This window comes from Natrinema soli, from assembly GCF_028618695.1.
Map to the genome: position 1 here is coordinate 1 of NZ_JAQIVI010000630.1, position 17,414 is coordinate 17,414.

The following is a 17,414-nucleotide window of genomic DNA, read 5'->3' on the forward strand; positions in this document are numbered from 1 at the left end:
GTCACCGCCCGGTGCGACTCAGAATTAGCAAGCGTTTTGGCGACGCTACGGTGGTTGGACAGTTGCTCCAACTGAGCTTTCTCACCCTCGTTCTCTGGGTCGTATGCCTCGAGCGCGTCGGATAACTCCTGGGCAGTATGAAACTCGCCGATCTGAGTCTGGGGTGACGATCGCACCGCATTTTGGAGCAGTCGGACGACCTGCTCACCCCGGTCCCAGTTTTTCCACACCTTCTCGTACTGGCCGATCTCGAGGGCGTAGTCAGTCCGCTCGGTGATCGCCGTCTCGTGCTCTCGGAGCCACTTGCGTTGTGGCTCACCGAGTTCCTGGTCTTGGACTGCCTGTAGCCGACCAAAACACCGCTTGGCGTACGATCGATAGGTGTCATGGAGGTGATCGAGCGGGACGAAGAGATGATTGTCCTTGACCTGCGTTCGAATCTTACCTGTTTCGTCAGCACTCGTCGCTTCGGAGGATGCTCGCGCGAGACACTTTCGAGAGGCAGCCGCCATTGGGATTTCGACGTAGAGATCGGACTCGGTATCGGCAGTCTCTTCCTCGTCAAATTCGGGCATCGGCTTGACGCCCGTACAAACGCGACCCGGGTGGGGACCGTCCTGACTCGGACCTTTCGCGTAGAGGACCTCAGCCATCTCTTGGTAGAGCGATGGATCGTCGTACTCATGCACAAGTGCGAGGAGATTGGTCGCGAACAGCTCGCGGATGTTGTGGAGGACTTGATTCCGACGAGGCGGCGTGTCTTCGAAGCGGGGTTGTTCGCTCACGCAAACTGTACTGAGAGTAGCCAACAAAACGAGCGTGGCGGGCTCATCGACGAATGGGTACTCGAGCGGGCGGTTACGCTGGGAGCTCTTGAACGCAGCAGTCCCGAACTGTTCGAGATCCGAAAGCAGCGACTCTCGGTCTGGCGTATTATCGACGACGTAGCGGTCGTACCCGCGGGTGAACAATCGAACGATCTCTCTGTCAGTGTAGTTGGTAGGGATCGCTGCAGCGAGGTAGGCGTCTCGGTCGGTCTCTCGTGGATCAATCATGGGTGAGTTCACGCTCGGTTTCAAGGAACTGTGGGCGAGCTTCCGTTCGCGGATCGAACGCTGGGCTCTCGATCGGCTGGACGACGCGACAGACGTCAGCGTGCAACGAGTAGATACGACTGTTCGCTCGAACACGGTCCTACAACCACCCACCGACGAGCAGGAGTGCGAGTGCGACGAGACCCGCGACGGTGAACAGTCCGGAGGCATTTTCCGCGGCCCGTTCGATGTCGGTCGATTCCACACTTCCCACTAGACGTCGGCTCGATACGTTGGTGAGGGCAGATAGCGCGAGCCAGAGGCCGATCATCGACAGGACGAGGTATCCTCGCGAGCTGCCGAGTAGAGCGTCTGTCGGATAACTCTGCCCGACCATGTACATCCCAGTCAGGAACATGACGACGGGCGCTACCTTCGAGAACAGGGAGAACCGGCCCGTCAGCCAGATCAGGGCGTCCGAACCGAGGCGGCCATTCCGTGCCGCCGGCAGGATGAGCACGGCCATGAACACGGTCCAGCCGGCCCACACGCCGGCGGTCATCAGATGCATGATACGCATCAGCACGTAGAGGGTTAGGTCGACCATGGACGCTACGAGGGATCTACCGGCCGTAGCCGTTCACTCGAACATGTTTAGCCAGCCGTCTGCCCGTGCCGGTCGGCATCGGCAACGAGGCGTTCTCGTTTCTCGGTGCGTCTCCCTTCGGTTACTCGGGATTCCGGTTCGAGTCCTCACGTCGGTACGTAGCCCCGTCCATCGCGAATGGTGATGCGCATCACTGCGCCGGCACGGGAGTCGTCCTCGATGAGTTCCACGACGCCGGCCGCGATCTCTTCGGGCGGGAGGATCTCGTCCGCCGCGCGCAGATCCTCTAAGCGCTCCTCACCGAGGCCGTGTGCCATGGGCGTGTCGACGAGCTCCGGGCAGATCGCGTTCACCCGGATGCAGGATTCCTCCTTCAGGTACGCCAGAGACCTCGAGAAGTTGACCACACCCGCCTTCGCGGCCGCGTACACCGGGGCATCCGCCATCGGCCCCAGACCGATCAGCGAAGCGGTGTTGATGACCACGCCACCTCGGCCGGTCCGCTCCATCTCCCGGACAGCGATACGGGTCGCATCGATCACTGCGGTGAGGTCGATGTCGATGACGCGCTTCCAGTCGCCCGGGTCGTCGGCGAACAGGTCCTCGCCGCCGACGCCGGCGTTGTTGAACGCGACGTCGAGCTGACCGAAGCGTTCGATCGCGAACGCGAAGGTACGGCTGAGGTCGTCGATTTCCGTAACGTCGCAGCGAGCGAAGACGGCGGTGCCCTTCCTCCCGGCGACTAGGTCGACGGTCCGCTGTCCCGCCGCCTCGTCCACGTCCGCGACGACGACCGATGCTCCACGCTCCACGAGAGCGAGGACTGTCGCCCGGCCGATCCCCGAACCGCCACCGCTCACGACGGCTACCTTGTCTATGATGTCCATGTCGTCGCTACCTCTCAGTCCATCAGCGTGCCACAGGAGATGTTGACTTCCGTGGCAGTCATGGTTCGGGCCCAATCCGATGCCACGAAGGCGGCGACGTTCCCGACGTCGGCCAGCGTCGCCGCCCGGCCGAGCAGGGTCTCCTCCTCGATGCTCGCGACGATCTCGTCCCGTCCAGGGGCAGTGTCTGGAATGATTTCGACCACACCGCCCGTCTTCAGGGTGACGACGCGGACGCCGTGTTCTCCCAGCTCCACCGCCCACTGCCGACGGAGCCCCTCGACGGCGTCGAGGGCCACCTTGAACCCGCCCAATCCGGGGAGCGTCTGTGGGCCGTCTCCGCCGAAGTGGAGGATCACTCCGGATCCGCGCTCGACCATGTGCTCGGCGGCCGCCCGGGTGGTCAGGAACTGTGTCCGCGTCGCGGTCATAATCGGCTGGAGGAAGTCCTCGACCGAGATCTCGGTCAGCGGCTTCTGGACGTCCCGATACGAGATGACGTTGAACGAGACGTCGAGGCGACCGGCTTCTTCGACGACCGCGTCGACGACAGCCGTCTCTGCGTCGCCGCCGTCCGAGCTGATGTCCTCGGCGACCTCCTTGAGCGTCGATTGCGTTCGGCCGGCGAGGAAGACCGTCGCCCCCTCCCGAGCGAAGGCCCGGGCCACCGCGCCGCCGATTTGTCCGGCCGCGCCGTAGATCACGGCCACCTTTTCTTCGAGCAACACGTCACTCCACCCACCCGAATCGTGACGCTCTCCGGCTGGAGTGGTCAGCCGCCGTACTCTCTCCGTTGATCTGAATCATACGATAATCATCTGCCGGTAAGTGCGCGTTACGAGTATTTAGCTTAGCAGTCGAACATGTTCAGCTCAGGTCGACGGATGGAGTCCTAGGTAGCGTCGACCCCACGGGCACGCCACGCCGTGCGAATTCCCCCGACCAGCACGATCACGATGGCCACGTGGTATACGACGTCCGGAACAGTTCGGGGGCCGACGCCGACGAACATCGTCCAGAGCCCGACGAGCGTGCCGAGGAGCGCGAACATCTGTACACCCGCAGCGACGGAGAACATCCAGCGCGGTCGGGCCCAGGTCATCGCGAGGCCGACGAGCAGGACGGTGCCGATCACGCTCTCGGCGACCATCGCCTCGTAGTGCTCGTACCCCCCGACGAGTACGCCGGCATGAATCGTGGCGGCGAGGAGGAAGGACGCAGCCTCGATCCCGAGCAGCGTGCGTATCGTTCGCTTCACGGGGGTATTCCCGGGGCGTCCGGCTTGGTCGCGCAGTCGTTCTCGTGTCGTTCCGAGGGTGTTCTCCGGTGGTCCGGCATCGGACGGTTCACAGTGCATGGAACGGGGACAGCCACGTTGACCCTTCGCTCGAACATGTTCTACCACCGGGTCTACGATCGATCGGCAGATCGACAGGGCACGCGTGGGCGTCATTCCAGTCAACCACGATCCACGCCTTCGCCGGTGGAACTCGCGTCGGGCGCATCTCGATGGTCGTGGTCGTTTCCGGGCGCGCGCACCGGACACCGCATTGCCGTGCGCATGACGTCAAGGACCGGCGCACCCGATCCGGTGGTTCGCTCGAAGACGTTCGCGGAAACAGTCGAGCAACTGCGTGACCGAACTTGACCGATGACTTCGAGGAGATGCCAGCGAGACCAACCGTCGTCCGAAACGGTTCTCATGCTCACGGATGGAAGCGAACGGGCAGGACGGACGGCGGAATGGTGGCTCGTCTTCACCGAGTCGCGAGAGGCGACGGTTCACCGCATCGACGTCCTCGACTGCCTCGACTCGGGCGTGATCGTTCAGCGATATGATAGCGAGCAGGGCTCGCACGCGATGCTGTTTCTGTACGTCCTCTCGACGAAAGGAGACGGCACAGCGGTCTTTGCGACGAATCTCTCAGTTGGGGCGGACGAGGCTGAGACGTTCTGTCGTCGGTACAGACGTCGCTGGCAGATCGAAAACGAATACAAGAGCATCAAGAACGACTTCTTGGCGAAGACGTCTTCCAAGGATTACCGAGTTCGACTCTTCTACTTCGTGTTCGCGGTGTTGCTGCATAACATCTGGCGGCTCACCGATTTCTTGTTGAAGGCTGGTGTCGACGGTGAGATGGACTACGCGCCAGTTATTACGGCTGGTGAATGCGTCGAGTTGGTTTGCTCAGCGTTACTTCCGTCGGATTAGCACTGGACATCGACTCGATCGCCCATTGAGAGTAGCGACGCTCTGCCAGAGGTCGAATTTTGAGCTGCTCTTGCTTACTTGACAAAATTAATCCGAGAGAGATAGCTGGATCATTCGAGCCACGATAAGCTCCGAAAACACGCGAAAATAGTTCATCCTCCGAAACTCTGGTAACCAGACAGTCCCAAAAATCGTATCGCGTTATATAGTTTATTCACACAGCACATATTATCGTCGGATTTCTCGTGGGTTACGCGGACTCTCTCGCTCTGCTATACCTACACGAGAAACCGCCATAATATTGGCCAGTGCTCGGACTTCCTTGTAGCACAGCGGCTCTACTAATCAGAAGACTAGATGCCACCGTCGACATCTTCAAGCGCTTCTGCCGAGATATCACCGAGTTCACCGGCCTCGATATGTGAATATCGTTCGCGGACCATCTCTTCACTATTGTCGAGGTATCGTGCGGCCACCGTGTAACCGAACGCTCGAACCAGGATCTCTCCCATGCCTCACCGTCCACCATGGGGCGCAAGGTACTCGTGTTTTGGATGGTCAACATCAATGCCAGCGCGCCAGTTATCCGTCTCAGGACAGTTCGCGCTCCATCAGTCGTGAGCGACGGCGGCTGAATATCCTCATCTATCGCGAGGAGAAGATCACGGCATAGGAGCTTCGCTGTTCATCGATTTCTGCAGGTTTTAGACCACGATCTCCAGTTCTTCGCTGACGAGAGTGGCGAGTGTCCGTTGGTCGAACGTCAGAAAGACTGGCCAACGCTCAGACAGTGGATCGAGGAGACGCTGATAGTTCCGGAGCGGTGAGATGACCGGGTCGGGAAGACTCACCGAGTCCCACTGTTGGTTCTTCCGATAGACGTGCATACTCCCGTCCTCGTGATCGATCTCCTCCCACCGGACACCGCGCCGACGTGGATCGGCTGAATCTCGAAGGAGTTCACCAACTCGGACAGCTGTATAGGCGAGAACGCAGACTAGCGCTCGGTCACGAGCAGCTCTGAGTGCCGCGTATCGACCTCGCTCGCGTTCAAGCTGGTCGATGTCCTCCGGTAATCGTGTGAACTGTTCGATAGCAGTGCGCGCCACCTCGTCAACGTAGCCGGTAAGGGTGTGGCGCTGCTCGAGGGTCCATGACTGCTGATCTCCTGGCTTGCGGCCGTCATCCTCGGGGAGTGGTGAGGCCGCGCTGGCCCGCTGGGCGTATAGTGGGCTTCCAGATACCCCTCGTTGACGCACCAACCACACCACGCAGAGAGAGAGCGGTAATAGGTTTGTACAGTGTTCTGTTTAAGGCCTCGATCACCGGCGAGGTGTCGCGTACTCCCGAAACACGCGTTCGTCGAGGTCCTCGAAAGTCGGCTCTCGATCGACGCCGTCGGGGACGATCCCGGTCCAGTCATCGCGACCGCGGTCACCGGCGGCCCACTCGGCAAACCGCTCGAGTTCGCGAGCGGCGTTGCGTCGGTAGTTCCCGCCGTCGCCACCGCGGCCTTTTCCCTTGTCTTGGAGGTATCGCTCAAAGCTGTCGTCAAGAGAACGACGTGGTCCGCCTCCCCGGCATCGAGCAGTTGCGCAGCGAGCCCAACAAGCGCCGTATCCGCTTTCTCGGTGGTATCCTCATCGCGGTCGGTCTCCTTGGCGATGAACCGGCGCACCTTGTCCATCACTGTCGAAACGAAGTGGATCGGTGTAGTTGAGCTCGTCGGCAACGACGATCCAACCCTCCTCGAATCCATCGGAATAGGAAGGTTTCCCGAGGGATACGCGTCCGCTGCAGGATCGCCCCCGAGTTCTGCGTAAACACGCTTCGGGATACGCAACGAGACCTTTGCCTGTCGAAGCGCCCGACGAAGCCGTTGGAATTTGTCCTTGTCCGGCCACCAAACCGTACAAAAACGCCGGTATCGGCGATATAGAACGTCGTCATGCAGCCGCATCAGCGTATTCGATAGCAACCGGTTCCAGCGCTTGGAGGATAATTTCGGCTTCAAACGGTGAGAGGTCAAGTTCCTGGGCCGTAATCCGATGGTTGACCGTGCCGTCGACGTACTCGGTGGCGTACTCGAGGGCGACGGAAAGACCGTCGAGGCCGTGGCGCTCAATATAGACATCGATGTCCTCGTTCTCATCGCGGCGGGCAACCGCGGCGCTAAGTACCGGCGTGATCGTTTGGGTTTCGCCATCCGTCGAGAGCGTGAGTGCAATCGACTCGGCGTCGTATTCGTACGGGCGCTTTTCACGGGTTTCTCCACTAAGGAAGCTGTTTCGAGGTTCTGGACGTAGTCGTAGGCGCGGGGTATCGATCTCGTCGACGATCATTCGGAACCCACTCGGTAACTGCAGAAAGACACCCTCTCTCAGCGGCTCTACCCCGGAGGAAGCGGCGTCGTGAAGCGGTTGCAACATTCGTGCTTCCCCGACGGCGTCGGGGTGCTTCAAAGTGGTCGTGATTATTGGGGTAATCACGACCACTACTGGAAGACGTGTCATATCCTACATTCTCACGATAGAAGGGTTCTACTCCCCAATCACCGAACCTGAGTTGATAATAAACCATATGTCGGTATACTAAAATTGCAACCTCAACCGGCCAGCTCCAGTGGCGATCGTCATTTGGAATGGATGCCCGAGTCCAAGGGTTCCACAAAACTGAATCATCTCTTTTAGTTGCAGAGTCGACAGCGCAAGCACCTTCTGGAACTTTTGGGACATCATATGAGCTCTCACTTCAGAACGGCACGGAACGCTATGAGAGACGCTTTGAGACGCCCGTAACACAAACAACTTCGACCTTGGACAGGTTCATTGTCGGAACAGATGCCGGACAGGTCACGTGGGTCGATAGACTCTCTTCATTTGAGCAAGCTCAGACGACGATTTCCAGTGAGACATTTCTCCTCGGTGCCGGTGACGAGCAAGTGTTTGCACAAACAACCAACGGAACTCTATACGCTCTCACTCAGCCATCATAACGCGAGATACTACGGTAACAGACAACAGCGTTAGCAAGCCTTCACTCTCGGGGTCAAGCCCCGAGGCACTCGGCCTGCTCCGCCTGTAGATTCCGCTTGGTCTCGTACAGATCAGCTACTGCAACTCTTCGGCGAGGGCAGCAACCGCTTCGTCGACAACCTCGCTCTCCACCTGTCCCTGACAGAAGTCGATATCCTCGTGGTCGATCGATTGGACGCCCATGGGACGATTCGACTCTCGTCGGGCGTCCCACCACGCAGCCAATTCTCTTCGGGAATATCGATGAGGCCGTCCATCCAGGATTTCGTCGTCATTTCTCGTCAGTCACTGCTCACTCTCCACGCTCGGGTGTGGCTCACTGGGTGCGTGTTCGCGCCACGACTCCTTGTCTTCGTCACCGAGTTGCTCGTTGAACAGAGCGGTCGCCCGTTCGTAGCCGCTATACCCGTCGAGTCGCTCGGTGTCGTCAGTCACGGCCCAGTACGTTGCCTTGTGTTCGACCAAGTTACGGGCCTTCAGCCGTGAGAGCGCAGTACTGACTGCACCCTCGTCAACGTCAATCTGGGATGCAATTTCGTGCGCCTTGAATGCACGATTGTCGTGGGCAGCGAGAAACCCAAGTGCCTGATCAGGGACCGATAGGTCTTCGAGTTCTTCCTCGCTCGTATTCTCGAATGTGTCTCGATCGATGGACATCGTTGAAAGAAGGTACGTCATCCGCTGTAAAGAGTGTTAGGCATGAAAGCCACGAAATTCATGAAATACGTATAACTGTTCATTGCGAAGGGGTTCGAGAACCGTATGCATTGAGACGATCGGTCTCAACTTCTGTGCAACCGCCACAACTTCGGAGGATGGAATTGATTCATGTCTTATATTCTATTAATCTGCTCTGAATCGAGATGTAGACGGGTTCTCTTGCCAGTTTTGCGCTGGTTACGCTTCCCGAATGTCTCGGATTTCGAACTCTCGGACCGGAAAAACGTCCGTTCCGAGGTTGATTTCGGCTCCATCTGTCTGGGCGGTCGACGGCCTCGGCGGCCTCAATCTCGTCGGACTTCTCGACTTCGGCGAACAGTTCGCGGGCGCAGTCGGTAAGCTAGAAAAACCGTACGGCTGGCCCCGTTCGAGCCTCTCACGGCCCCGTTTAACGATCTCGATTAACCCCCTCTAACTGGCTGAGATGGTTGATGAGCGTCAACGCTGCGACGCCCGAGTTGTAGTATTCGAGTTCTTTCTTCGAGGGTGTGTTTTTTGGATGGCCGACGATCATCCTGATGAGATTCGCGCGGCATTGAGACCTAACTAAAGACCCGGCGTTGCGGATAAACGCCAAGCAAACGGTCAGACGATCGTGACGGCCACCGATCGGGATTTGGTCCATGTCACGATCGCTCGGCGCGGACTCCGCTAGTCACGACGGCGTCGGCAAATCTCGTTGCAGACTCTCGTACCGGACTGGATCGAGCATCGCGACGTACGTCGTTCCCTCGTAGGCGACGATCCAGTGACCTTCGCTATCAGTACTCGCGACCGGTTCGTGCTCGAAGAGCGTGTGGGCCACGCCTTCGAACGCCCCGTCGTCGGTTAGGGACACGTAGTACCCGCCCTCGGCGATCGCCTCATCGACGACGTCCCGTTCGTCGTCGGAGAGTCAATGACGGAAAACCGATACCGTGATTCGAGGGCCTCGGCGTACCGCTCATCACTCTCGAGCCGCTCGGCCAGGATACACTCGTAAGTCGTCACCGTCGTCTTGACCGGTTCGACCTCGACGCCCGTCCGTTCGCTGTCGATCAGGAGGACGTGAATGCTGGTTCAGGGACGAGGTCCGAGGTTGCCTGTTCGTCTCAGTGTAGGTTCGCTCGCCGCTGACGGCATCGACGCCGGACCGCCGATCCGACAGAGCCGACTCGATCCACTCGATATCGACGGACGGAAGGGTGTCATCCGACCGTGCCCCCCTCGGTCGCGACGTCGAAATCGAGCAGGAGATGATACTTGTTGCACGTTTCAGTGGTCAGTTCGGTTCGGTCGAGTGCGACCACCTCGTCTTCGAAGCGAACCGGGACGCGACGTCTGGAGGGTGTCACTCGGGAACAACTTATCACGGAAAAATACTTTCTGCTCACGTCATCGTTTCGCACGCTTGGTAGCAGAGTGGCCGGCGGTCTCATCACGACCGTATTGGCGTGGCGGTTATCCCCTCGCGAGTTGAAAGGTAGTAGGCTAGTGGTTTGTAGCAATCCACATCCCGATCAGTCGTGAGTGACGACACTCTACGAGACGACTGATTTTGGTCTGTTTTTCGCGTACTCGGTGGGATCTACCTGACAGGAACAGTTGAGTCTTCAATAATATCGTCCAATTGAGCGAGGGATAGGACTGAAAATACGCTAAAATAATCCCTCCTCCGAAACTGAGGGTTCCTCCTTTCGCGATTGCTTTGGAAACTTCTCAATTCGATTTCAGCTGCTGTCGATCGCTCCTTCCGGATGGAATTCCTGCTTTCACGATGTTGGTAGTTGGAAAAGAGGGCGCTACATTCCCTCCTCACGGAGCCGCCGCAGGCGGCGAGTCAACAGGGATAGTTCACCTTTCAGTCTTCGGTGTCCTTTCCCGCTATCAATAGGCATGGTCTGAATGATAGATACAATAGGGATAATAGCTGGAATAGGTTCAATAGGCATAATAGTCGAAATTGGTGTAATAGACACAATGCATAAGGCAGCTACGATATGTGGACTATATGATACGGATGAAATAGGTTAGGTGCGATCAGATATTTGAGGAGAGCCTGATGCAGTCTGTGTGATAGATAGAATAGCCACAATCGGTAGCTGGCTACCAATAGGTGCCTATTTAAACTAATCTACTCCAGCTATCCCACCTATTGTGGCTATTGTAGCTAGTAATGCTATTCCATCTGGCGTGGCTACTCTATCTACCGTCTCTTGAGTCGCCCTCACCAATCGGTGTATAACTCCTATAATAGGTTCCTAAACTAGCTTTCCTATTGATCCTATTATTCCTATTCTACCTATTGTTTCTACCCTATTTATTGTAGCTACCTCTCCTATTTCACCTCGAGTAGGTAGAGTTAATATGATGGAGTAGAATGTATTCTTCGCCAGCTGAAATAGGAGATATCCGAATAATAGGAGCCTATTCTGGCTCGCCTATGGCAGGTACATCCAATAATGACCGATACAACGACCGAGTCACGTGCCGTAAGCGTGGTTATTTTGAAAGGTGGCGTCGGCAAATCAACGACTTCGATGAATCTCGCGCGCCAGCTTGTAGAGCGCGGACGAACCCTCTACGCTGATCTCGATCCGAACGGTCACGCAACGAACGGCCTCGGTTTCGAAGCGGCCTACCACGGTGAGATCAATCTCGGTGACGTCATTCTCGAGGGCAATGCGACGCCCCATGACTTGATTCGACCGACGGATCATGGCTTCGACCTCCTTCCGTCCTCGAACACACTCGAGGATGTCGAAAAGGACCTTGCGGGTGCGATGCAGGGCTCGGCTCGGATCAAATCGAAGATCGTCGATCCGTTACTCGGTGACGAGTATGACTTCATCGTTTTCGACTGCCCGGCGTACCCGGGAATGCTCAACAACAACGCTCTCGTTGCGACGGGGAACGTCGTGATCCCGATCGAACCGGGCTCGAGTGCGATCGGCGGCTACAAACGAACGATGGAACGGTTGATCGAACCGGCTCGGGAGTACATCGACGTCGACGTCCTCGCTGTCGTTCCGAACAAGCTGTCCGATCGGATCGACCAACAGACCGAAGATCGGGAGCTACTCGAGAACCTGAATACTGCGACCTACGAGGTGAATCCAGAGCAATCGTTACAGGAGGCGATCCCAAACTTCGCTCGGATTACGGCCAACGAGTTCGACGCGATTGACGCCGGCGAGATAACTCCCCCGAAACCCGGTATCCGTCACCGATCGGCGCTGTCGCGATCACTGCAGCATAATCAACCGTTGCAGGATTACGACCCGGAGAACGATCAGATCGACTTCTACGAGGAACTCGCCGAAATAGTTGCCGTCGGAGGGGTCGAACGATGAGTAATCCGTTCGACGATCTCAAAGAAGACGAGACGGACACATCCGAGTCGGAAGATTCGATCGACTCCGAGTCACGAACTGACTCGAAGCGAACTGACGAACAACCGTCGGTAGCGGAGTCCGCTGCCTCGAGTATACACGATTCGTCACCATCAGAGACGTCCGTGGAGGGAGAGAGCGCTGACGCAACCTCGGACGAACCGCTATCGCCTGCAGAGACGGGACCGGCGTTCGAGTATAGTGAAGTGAAACAGAAGCCGTTCTACGCACGCACCGAGACGGTGAACCAATTCGAAAATGAGATTCGGATGACGATCGTTCCGAAACTCGCCGAGGCTGGGCTGCTCGACGAAGAGACACGCGAAATTCACGATGCGGTCCTCCGCCTCGCAAACGAGCAGCCGGAACGGATCGCAGAACTCGTCCTCGAGGAACGACGACAGTCAGGGAGTCAGTGAGTTCGTTGTGGCCTTATTTCTGATCTCTTCGGCGCTGATCTGAGAACTTTTTCTACGCTCTCGTAGTGATCGGTTGGATCTCGAGCGATATTAGGTTTGCAAGAGGGGGATTCTCATGCCCTCTCTGCGAAGAATAGGTACCTAAGGTTCAATAGGGTGCGTGGACAACCTCGGTGAAACGAATACAATAGGACGGATAGGTGAAATAGGAGGAATGGGGATAATAGGACAGGTAAGTACAATAGTTAGAATAGCTCAGGTATTTGGAATAGGTAGTACAGGTATACTTTAGGGAAAGAAACAGGAGGTGAATCGCCTTGACCTAATGCTCCGAAGTTGACCGACCTACAATAGAGTTCGCTCTGTGACTTCGAATGGGCTAATCCACGAAGCAGGCGTGACTAGCTGACTGCACATCCAGCGTTCACGGAACGATGTCTCTATCAATCTATAAACCAACTTTCGATATATGATTCTGGGGCACTGAGGTCCCCCACAGTTTCGGAGGGCAGGCTAGTTTTGGTCAGATTTTCGGCATTCAGTGCCCCTATTCATCAATCAATGGCTTAATTCGTGCGTTCTTTGTCATAAAGACCGGAAACGCGTGAGAAAATACGTGTATTTTGGCACTGCTAAATAGGGTTGTCACTCCTAAACAGCGGACTCAGCGAGTGCTCAGCCGGTCAGTCGGGTGGAATCAACGCTGAGACGACGATCTCGACACATTCACCCGCGGTCAACACGGTCGCATAGTCCATTTCACCGTCAACACCAGCTTTCAGTAAGAAGTCGGTGAGTCGCCAGATATTGTACAGCAGCACCGCAAACACGAAGTAGAACAGCCGAACCAGATAGTCCTTCGACGAGGTCTTCGCGAGAAAGTCATTCTTGATGGATTTGTATTCGTTTTCGATCTGCCAGCGACGGCAGAACGTTTCGGCCTCGTTCGGCCTGACTCGAAGATTCGTCGCGAAAACGGTCATCCCATCCCCCTTGGTTGAGGGTACATACAGAAAATGCATTGAGTGTCTCCCCTCCTCAACGTGAGCGGACGCTGATTCCACAGCGACATCTTGCCCGGCAGCCTCCATCGTCTCGATTACTTCCCGCTCAGTACTGTTGATTCGCTTTGGGATGAGGTAGTTCATCCCGAGATTCGACAGTGTCTGGAACACCTGCTGAGAATCGAATTCCCAGTCACAGAGTATCGTCTCGATAGGGACACGTTCCTTTGCTCGCTTCACCAGTCGTCGGACGACGCGGTGAATCTGGTTCGGTGGATTCTCGTCCCAGGCTGAGCTCTCTCGGATCGGCTCCACACCGAGTACGAGCGGGACGTTCTGGCCGATGATCGACACCGTCGCGAATTTGAACGCTCGGCCCTTCCCATCTTTTGTCCAACTGATCATCGACATCCCCTCGACATCACCGTAGTACGGCACGGTCGTAATGTCAATAGCGGCTGTTACCGGCCGGCGAAACGACGCTTCAGATTCGCTGAGCGAAAGAAGGCGGTCGGTCGCCTCATCGAATCCTTCGATGAGTGTCTTCAGGTCAAACTGCTTGATCGCCCGGAGATGAGTATCCCCGTGCGGACCGTAGTCGTTCCCACGCCGATATTGGAAGCGGGCTGCGCCCTGTGGCGTCCCACAGCTGACCATCCCCGTGAACGTTTCCAACTCGAGGAATTGCGTGTCCTCATATGTAGCATTCGCGGCCCGACCCGAATCGAACTCGTTGAAGCCGTGGTCCCGTGCGAGGCGTGTGGTTCGGTGGATTTGTTCGTCAGTGGATCCTCGACCAACTGCCTCGTCGTCCTTGGTAGAACGATTCTCATTGTCGACAACCTCGCTTTTCGGCCGGACAGCAGGAGCTGATAACTCCCAGTCGTGGACCTCTTTGACGACGAAGTGAGCAGTACTTCGAATGAACTCTCGAACACCGTCGTCGAAGCGATTGCGTCATGTTCGAGACAGCACGGATTCATCAGGGATGTGATCCAGCTCGAACGGTTCGGCAAGTTCTTGATACTGAGCCAAAGCTCGATAGCTCTCTCCCGTAATCTCTCGGTAGATGAGGAGTCGAATCATCCCGAGAAACGAGTCCGGAGCGGGGTGCCACTCCGGATAGCTATCATCGAGATATTCGGTTCGAATCGTACTCTTAGCGATGCTCGATGGCAGCGAGTTGCCTGCTTGAAACTGTTAAGTGATTTCGATTCCCGTGCAGGTGTCGGTCATTCGGCAGGCACGGTCCGAGAGCGAGTCCATCGAGTCCTTCATCTATTCTGCCGGTATTAACAATAGAGGGCCATAATTAGCCAATTATAAATAAGATATGGTCTATAGTTAATAACAGATGAATCGAGAGACGATTCCCGTCACCGTGCTGAGCGGCAACCTCGGCGCGGGTAAGACGACCGTTCTGAACAACCTCCTGAACACGCGAACGGACCGGGACATCGCGGTGCTGGTCAACGACATGGGCGAGGTGAACGTCGACGCCGAGCGCGTCGCCGAGCACTCCGACATCTCCGAGAATGACGAGGATCTGATCGAGTTGTCGGATGGATGTATCTGTTGTGAACTTCGGGGAGATCTGCTCGACGCGCTCGCGAAGCTTGCGGAAACCCGCGAGTTCGACTATCTCTTCATCGAGTCAACGGGCGTCGCCGAGCCGCTTCCCGTCGCACAAACCCTCACTATGGGGTTCGACCAAGGAGATCTCGACCCCACGGAGTTCTACGAGGAGACCGGAATCGAGGTGATGGACTACTACGAACTCGACACGACGGTCACCGTCGTCGACGCCCACCAGTTCTGGACGACGTTCGACTCGACGGAGTCGCTCATGGACGGCGACACGGAGAAAGACCTCGGGAGTCTTCTGGTCGAACAGATCGAGTTCTGTGACGTCCTCCTGTTGAACAAGTGCGACCTCGTGGACGGGGAAGCACTCGATGAGATCGAAGAGATGATCGAGGTACTCCAGCCGCGAGCGGCGGTCATCCGAACGGAACACGGTGCGGTCGATCCGGAAGCGATCGTCGATACAGGTCGGTTCGACTTCAAAGCAGCGAGTCAGTCCGCGGGCTGGATGCAAGAACTCGAAGAACCTCACGCTTCGGCGGAGGAAGAACACGGGGTCACCTCGTTCGTCTTCGAGTCCCGCCGACCGTTCCATCCGGAGCGGTTTGCTGACCTGTTGGACGACTTCCCGACGAACGTCGTCCGCTCGAAAGGTCACTTCTGGCTGGCGGGACGTGAAGAGATCGCGTTCGGCCTTGACGTCGCGGGGCAGTCGATTCGGCTCACACCCGCTGGAACCTGGCTCACGACGCTTCCGGAGGACGAACAGGCGCAATACTTCGAAGCACATTCCGAACTAGAGGAGAACTGGCATCCCGAGTACGGCGACCGAGCGTCCCGGTTCGTTATCATCGGTACCGACATGGACCACGATGCGCTCCGCGCAGATCTCGCGACGGCCACGTTGACCGATGAGGAGATGGATGCTGACTGGGATGCCTTTGAGGATCGTTTTCCGACGTTCGAAGGCGGCGAAAACGCCGAGGAGGCCACTGACCAGGGCACCCAGCGCACCGACGATAGTGCCGAGGAGGTCGGCCTCGCTGATTGACGATGTCGTCGCCACGCTCGCGCTTTCAGACAGTCCTGATCAAGCGGATTCGCCCCGACCTATCCGTCGGCGCCGAGAAACCCGATGTTTTACAATTGGAGTTTCACTACTACAAATTAGATTGATGATTCGGATAATAGGGTCCGATCGATTGCGGAATGACGACACCTGTTACGAGCGGTCGAGATCCGTACATGTTCGCCGAACACCGCTTCACACCGGATGGACTCGAGCGGGCGGACGCAGTAACAACTGCGGCGGCTCGGGACGTCGTGACCGACGACGTATCGATTGCGCCCGTCGCTCGTGTGACCGCGTTCGAACGCAATCGTCAGCTTCCATCCGGTGCTAACTCCGATGCTGCGTTCCTTCCTCGTTCGGTTCGGATCGCTGTCGTCGGTTCTCCTCGGCGTCTCGCTGATCACGTACGGGTTCGTGTTTCTGACGCCCGGCGATCCGGCGTATACGATCCTCAGAGAGCAACGCCAGAGCCCGCCATCGGAATCCGAGGTAGCGAGCTTTCGCGCCGAACACGGGCTGGACGACCCGTTCCTCGTCCAGTACGTCTCGTGGCTCACTGACGCGCTCCGGGGCGATCTCGGTGTGTCGTACTACCAGTCAGAATCCGTCACGTCACTGGTGCTTACGTACCTGCCGAACACGCTCGAGCTCGCGCTGGCGGCGACGGCCGTCTCGCTAGTGCTCGCCGTTCCCCTGGGCGTACTCAGTGCCGTCCACCGCGACACGTGGATCGATCACACGAGCCAGATCGCCGCCCTGGTCGGTGTTTCGATGCCGAACTTCTGGCTCGGCTACCTGCTGCTTCTCGTCTGTTCGCTCTGGCTCGGACTGACGCCCGTCGGCGGCGTCGGCACGCTCGGTCATCTCGTCTTGCCCGCGATCACGCTCGGCACCGGGATGGCCGCGATCGTCACCCGAATTGTCCGCACGTCGATGCTCGAGGTCCTCGAGGCCGACTACGTCGATACCGCACGCTCTAAGGGCGTCCGCGAACGGCTCGTGATCTACAAGCACGCGCTCCGGAACGCCCTTATCCCGGTCGTGACGATGGTCGGCCTCCAGTTCGGATACGTCATTAACGGCGCCGTGATCGTCGAGACCGTTTTCCAGCGGCCGGGGCTGGGGACGCTGCTCGTGGACGCCGTCTTCGCCCGCGACTACCCGATCGTTCAGGGCGTCGTGCTGGTGACGGCCGTCGCGTTCGTCGTCACGAACCAGTTGGTCGACCTCGCGTACGTCGCGCTCGACCCGCGCGTCGAACGAGGTGAGCGCCCGTGAGTGACCAAGACCGACTCAAGTGGCGGGGCCGACTCGATCGGTGGCGGCCCGAGATCCGAACGAATACCGCGATCCGACTTGGCAGCGGGGCCGTGGGATTGCTCGCGATCGTCGCTCTCGTCGGCCCGCTCGTCTCGCCGTACGATCCGACGGCGCAAGCGCTCGAGACCCGCCTGCAGGGGCCGGCGCTC

Annotated in this window: 13 protein-coding genes and 8 pseudogenes; 7 read left to right on the forward strand and 14 right to left on the reverse strand. The window is 57.7% G+C overall.

What is annotated here, in order from left to right:
- The 6 genes and pseudogenes from PGX04_RS28490 to PGX04_RS28510 form a co-directional block, all read right to left on the reverse strand.
- Positions 1-1,055, reverse strand: a 1,055-nt coding sequence (locus PGX04_RS28490) for a primase-associated protein (RefSeq protein ID WP_273741570.1), incomplete at its 3' end; no start/stop codon positions are given.
- A pseudogene (locus PGX04_RS34215) lies at positions 1,048-1,170 on the reverse strand (bifunctional DNA primase/polymerase); the annotation flags it as partial. The gene PGX04_RS28490 and the pseudogene PGX04_RS34215, both read right to left, overlap by 8 nt.
- 24 nt (positions 1,171-1,194) lie before the next feature.
- Positions 1,195-1,641, reverse strand: coding sequence for a hypothetical protein (locus tag PGX04_RS28495; protein WP_273741571.1), 447 nt, complete (start codon positions 1,639-1,641; stop codon positions 1,195-1,197).
- Between the two features lie 146 nt (positions 1,642-1,787).
- A complete protein-coding gene (locus tag PGX04_RS28500; RefSeq protein WP_273741572.1) occupies positions 1,788-2,528 on the reverse strand; it encodes an SDR family NAD(P)-dependent oxidoreductase in 741 nt (246 codons plus the stop codon).
- Between the two features lie 14 nt (positions 2,529-2,542).
- Positions 2,543-3,256, reverse strand: coding sequence for an SDR family NAD(P)-dependent oxidoreductase (locus PGX04_RS28505; RefSeq protein WP_273741573.1), 714 nt, complete (start codon positions 3,254-3,256; stop codon positions 2,543-2,545).
- 164 nt (positions 3,257-3,420) lie between these two features.
- The gene (locus tag PGX04_RS28510) at positions 3,421-3,786 is read right to left on the reverse strand and encodes a hypothetical protein (protein WP_273741574.1); all 366 of its coding nucleotides are present in this window, start codon (positions 3,784-3,786) and stop codon (positions 3,421-3,423) included.
- A gap of 585 nt (positions 3,787-4,371) precedes the next feature.
- Between PGX04_RS28510 and PGX04_RS28515 the strand changes: the two are divergent.
- A pseudogene (locus PGX04_RS28515) lies at positions 4,372-4,740 on the forward strand (transposase); the annotation flags it as partial.
- A 353-nt stretch (positions 4,741-5,093) separates the two neighbouring features.
- Here the strand turns inward: PGX04_RS28515 and PGX04_RS28520 are convergent.
- The 7 genes and pseudogenes from PGX04_RS28520 to PGX04_RS28540 all read right to left on the reverse strand — a co-directional run.
- Positions 5,094-6,296, reverse strand: a pseudogene (locus tag PGX04_RS28520) (tyrosine-type recombinase/integrase); the annotation flags it as partial.
- A gap of 50 nt (positions 6,297-6,346) precedes the next feature.
- Positions 6,347-6,700, reverse strand: a pseudogene (locus tag PGX04_RS34845) (PIN domain-containing protein); the annotation flags it as partial.
- Positions 6,687-7,063 (reverse strand): annotated as a pseudogene (locus PGX04_RS28525) (DUF7437 domain-containing protein). The pseudogenes PGX04_RS28525 and PGX04_RS34845, both read right to left, overlap by 14 nt.
- Positions 7,064-7,850: 787 nt before the next feature.
- Positions 7,851-8,050 (reverse strand): annotated as a pseudogene (locus PGX04_RS34850) (type II toxin-antitoxin system PemK/MazF family toxin); the annotation flags it as partial.
- A gap of 10 nt (positions 8,051-8,060) precedes the next feature.
- Positions 8,061-8,432, reverse strand: coding sequence for a MarR family transcriptional regulator (locus tag PGX04_RS28530; RefSeq protein ID WP_273741576.1), 372 nt, complete (start codon positions 8,430-8,432; stop codon positions 8,061-8,063).
- A 718-nt stretch (positions 8,433-9,150) separates the two neighbouring features.
- Positions 9,151-9,333 (reverse strand): hypothetical protein, encoded by a 183-nt coding sequence (locus PGX04_RS28535; protein ID WP_273741577.1) that lies wholly within the window; start codon positions 9,331-9,333, stop codon positions 9,151-9,153.
- A 349-nt stretch (positions 9,334-9,682) separates the two neighbouring features.
- Positions 9,683-9,829: a hypothetical protein gene (locus tag PGX04_RS28540; protein ID WP_273741578.1), complete on the reverse strand. Its 147-nt coding sequence runs from the start codon at positions 9,827-9,829 to the stop codon at positions 9,683-9,685.
- 550 nt (positions 9,830-10,379) lie between these two features.
- On the opposite strand from PGX04_RS28540, the gene PGX04_RS28545 reads away from it, so the two are divergent.
- The 3 genes from PGX04_RS28545 (at position 10,380) to PGX04_RS28555 (ending at position 12,285) form a co-directional block, all read left to right on the forward strand.
- Positions 10,380-10,508 carry a hypothetical protein gene (locus PGX04_RS28545; protein WP_273741579.1) on the forward strand — a complete coding sequence of 43 codons (129 nt, stop codon included), beginning with the start codon at positions 10,380-10,382 and terminating at the stop codon, positions 10,506-10,508.
- Between the two features lie 428 nt (positions 10,509-10,936).
- Positions 10,937-11,827 carry a ParA family protein gene (locus PGX04_RS28550; RefSeq protein ID WP_273741580.1) on the forward strand — a complete coding sequence of 297 codons (891 nt, stop codon included), beginning with the start codon at positions 10,937-10,939 and terminating at the stop codon, positions 11,825-11,827.
- Positions 11,824-12,285, forward strand: coding sequence for a DUF7970 domain-containing protein (locus tag PGX04_RS28555; RefSeq protein ID WP_273741581.1), 462 nt, complete (start codon positions 11,824-11,826; stop codon positions 12,283-12,285). The genes PGX04_RS28550 and PGX04_RS28555 overlap by 4 nt, the downstream gene beginning before the upstream one ends.
- 683 nt (positions 12,286-12,968) lie before the next feature.
- On the opposite strand, the pseudogene PGX04_RS28560 reads toward PGX04_RS28555, so the two are convergent.
- Positions 12,969-14,468: pseudogene (locus tag PGX04_RS28560) on the reverse strand (transposase).
- A 175-nt stretch (positions 14,469-14,643) separates the two neighbouring features.
- Between PGX04_RS28560 and PGX04_RS28565 the strand changes: the two are divergent.
- From PGX04_RS28565 to PGX04_RS28575, 3 genes and pseudogenes are all read left to right on the forward strand, one after another.
- The gene (locus PGX04_RS28565) at positions 14,644-15,924 is read left to right on the forward strand and encodes a CobW family GTP-binding protein (RefSeq protein WP_273741583.1); all 1,281 of its coding nucleotides are present in this window, start codon (positions 14,644-14,646) and stop codon (positions 15,922-15,924) included.
- Positions 15,925-16,281: 357 nt separating this feature from the next.
- Positions 16,282-17,223, forward strand: coding sequence for a nickel ABC transporter permease (gene nikB / locus PGX04_RS28570; protein WP_273741584.1), 942 nt, complete (start codon positions 16,282-16,284; stop codon positions 17,221-17,223).
- Positions 17,224-17,276: 53 nt separating this feature from the next.
- Positions 17,277-17,414 (forward strand): annotated as a pseudogene (locus PGX04_RS28575) (ABC transporter permease); the annotation flags it as partial.

Coding starts and splice junctions, on each gene's coding strand:
- PGX04_RS28495 (WP_273741571.1), bottom strand. CDS start 1,641: ATGGTCGACCTAACCCTCTACGTGCTGATGCGTATCATGCATCTGATG.
- PGX04_RS28550 (WP_273741580.1), top strand. CDS start 10,937: ATGACCGATACAACGACCGAGTCACGTGCCGTAAGCGTGGTTATTTTG.
- PGX04_RS28530 (WP_273741576.1), bottom strand. CDS start 8,432: ATGTCCATCGATCGAGACACATTCGAGAATACGAGCGAGGAAGAACTC.
- PGX04_RS28545 (WP_273741579.1), top strand. CDS start 10,380: ATGATAGATACAATAGGGATAATAGCTGGAATAGGTTCAATAGGCATA.
- PGX04_RS28565 (WP_273741583.1), top strand. CDS start 14,644: ATGAATCGAGAGACGATTCCCGTCACCGTGCTGAGCGGCAACCTCGGC.
- nikB (WP_273741584.1), top strand. CDS start 16,282: ATGCTGCGTTCCTTCCTCGTTCGGTTCGGATCGCTGTCGTCGGTTCTC.
- PGX04_RS28500 (WP_273741572.1), bottom strand. CDS start 2,528: ATGGACATCATAGACAAGGTAGCCGTCGTGAGCGGTGGCGGTTCGGGG.
- PGX04_RS28555 (WP_273741581.1), top strand. CDS start 11,824: ATGAGTAATCCGTTCGACGATCTCAAAGAAGACGAGACGGACACATCC.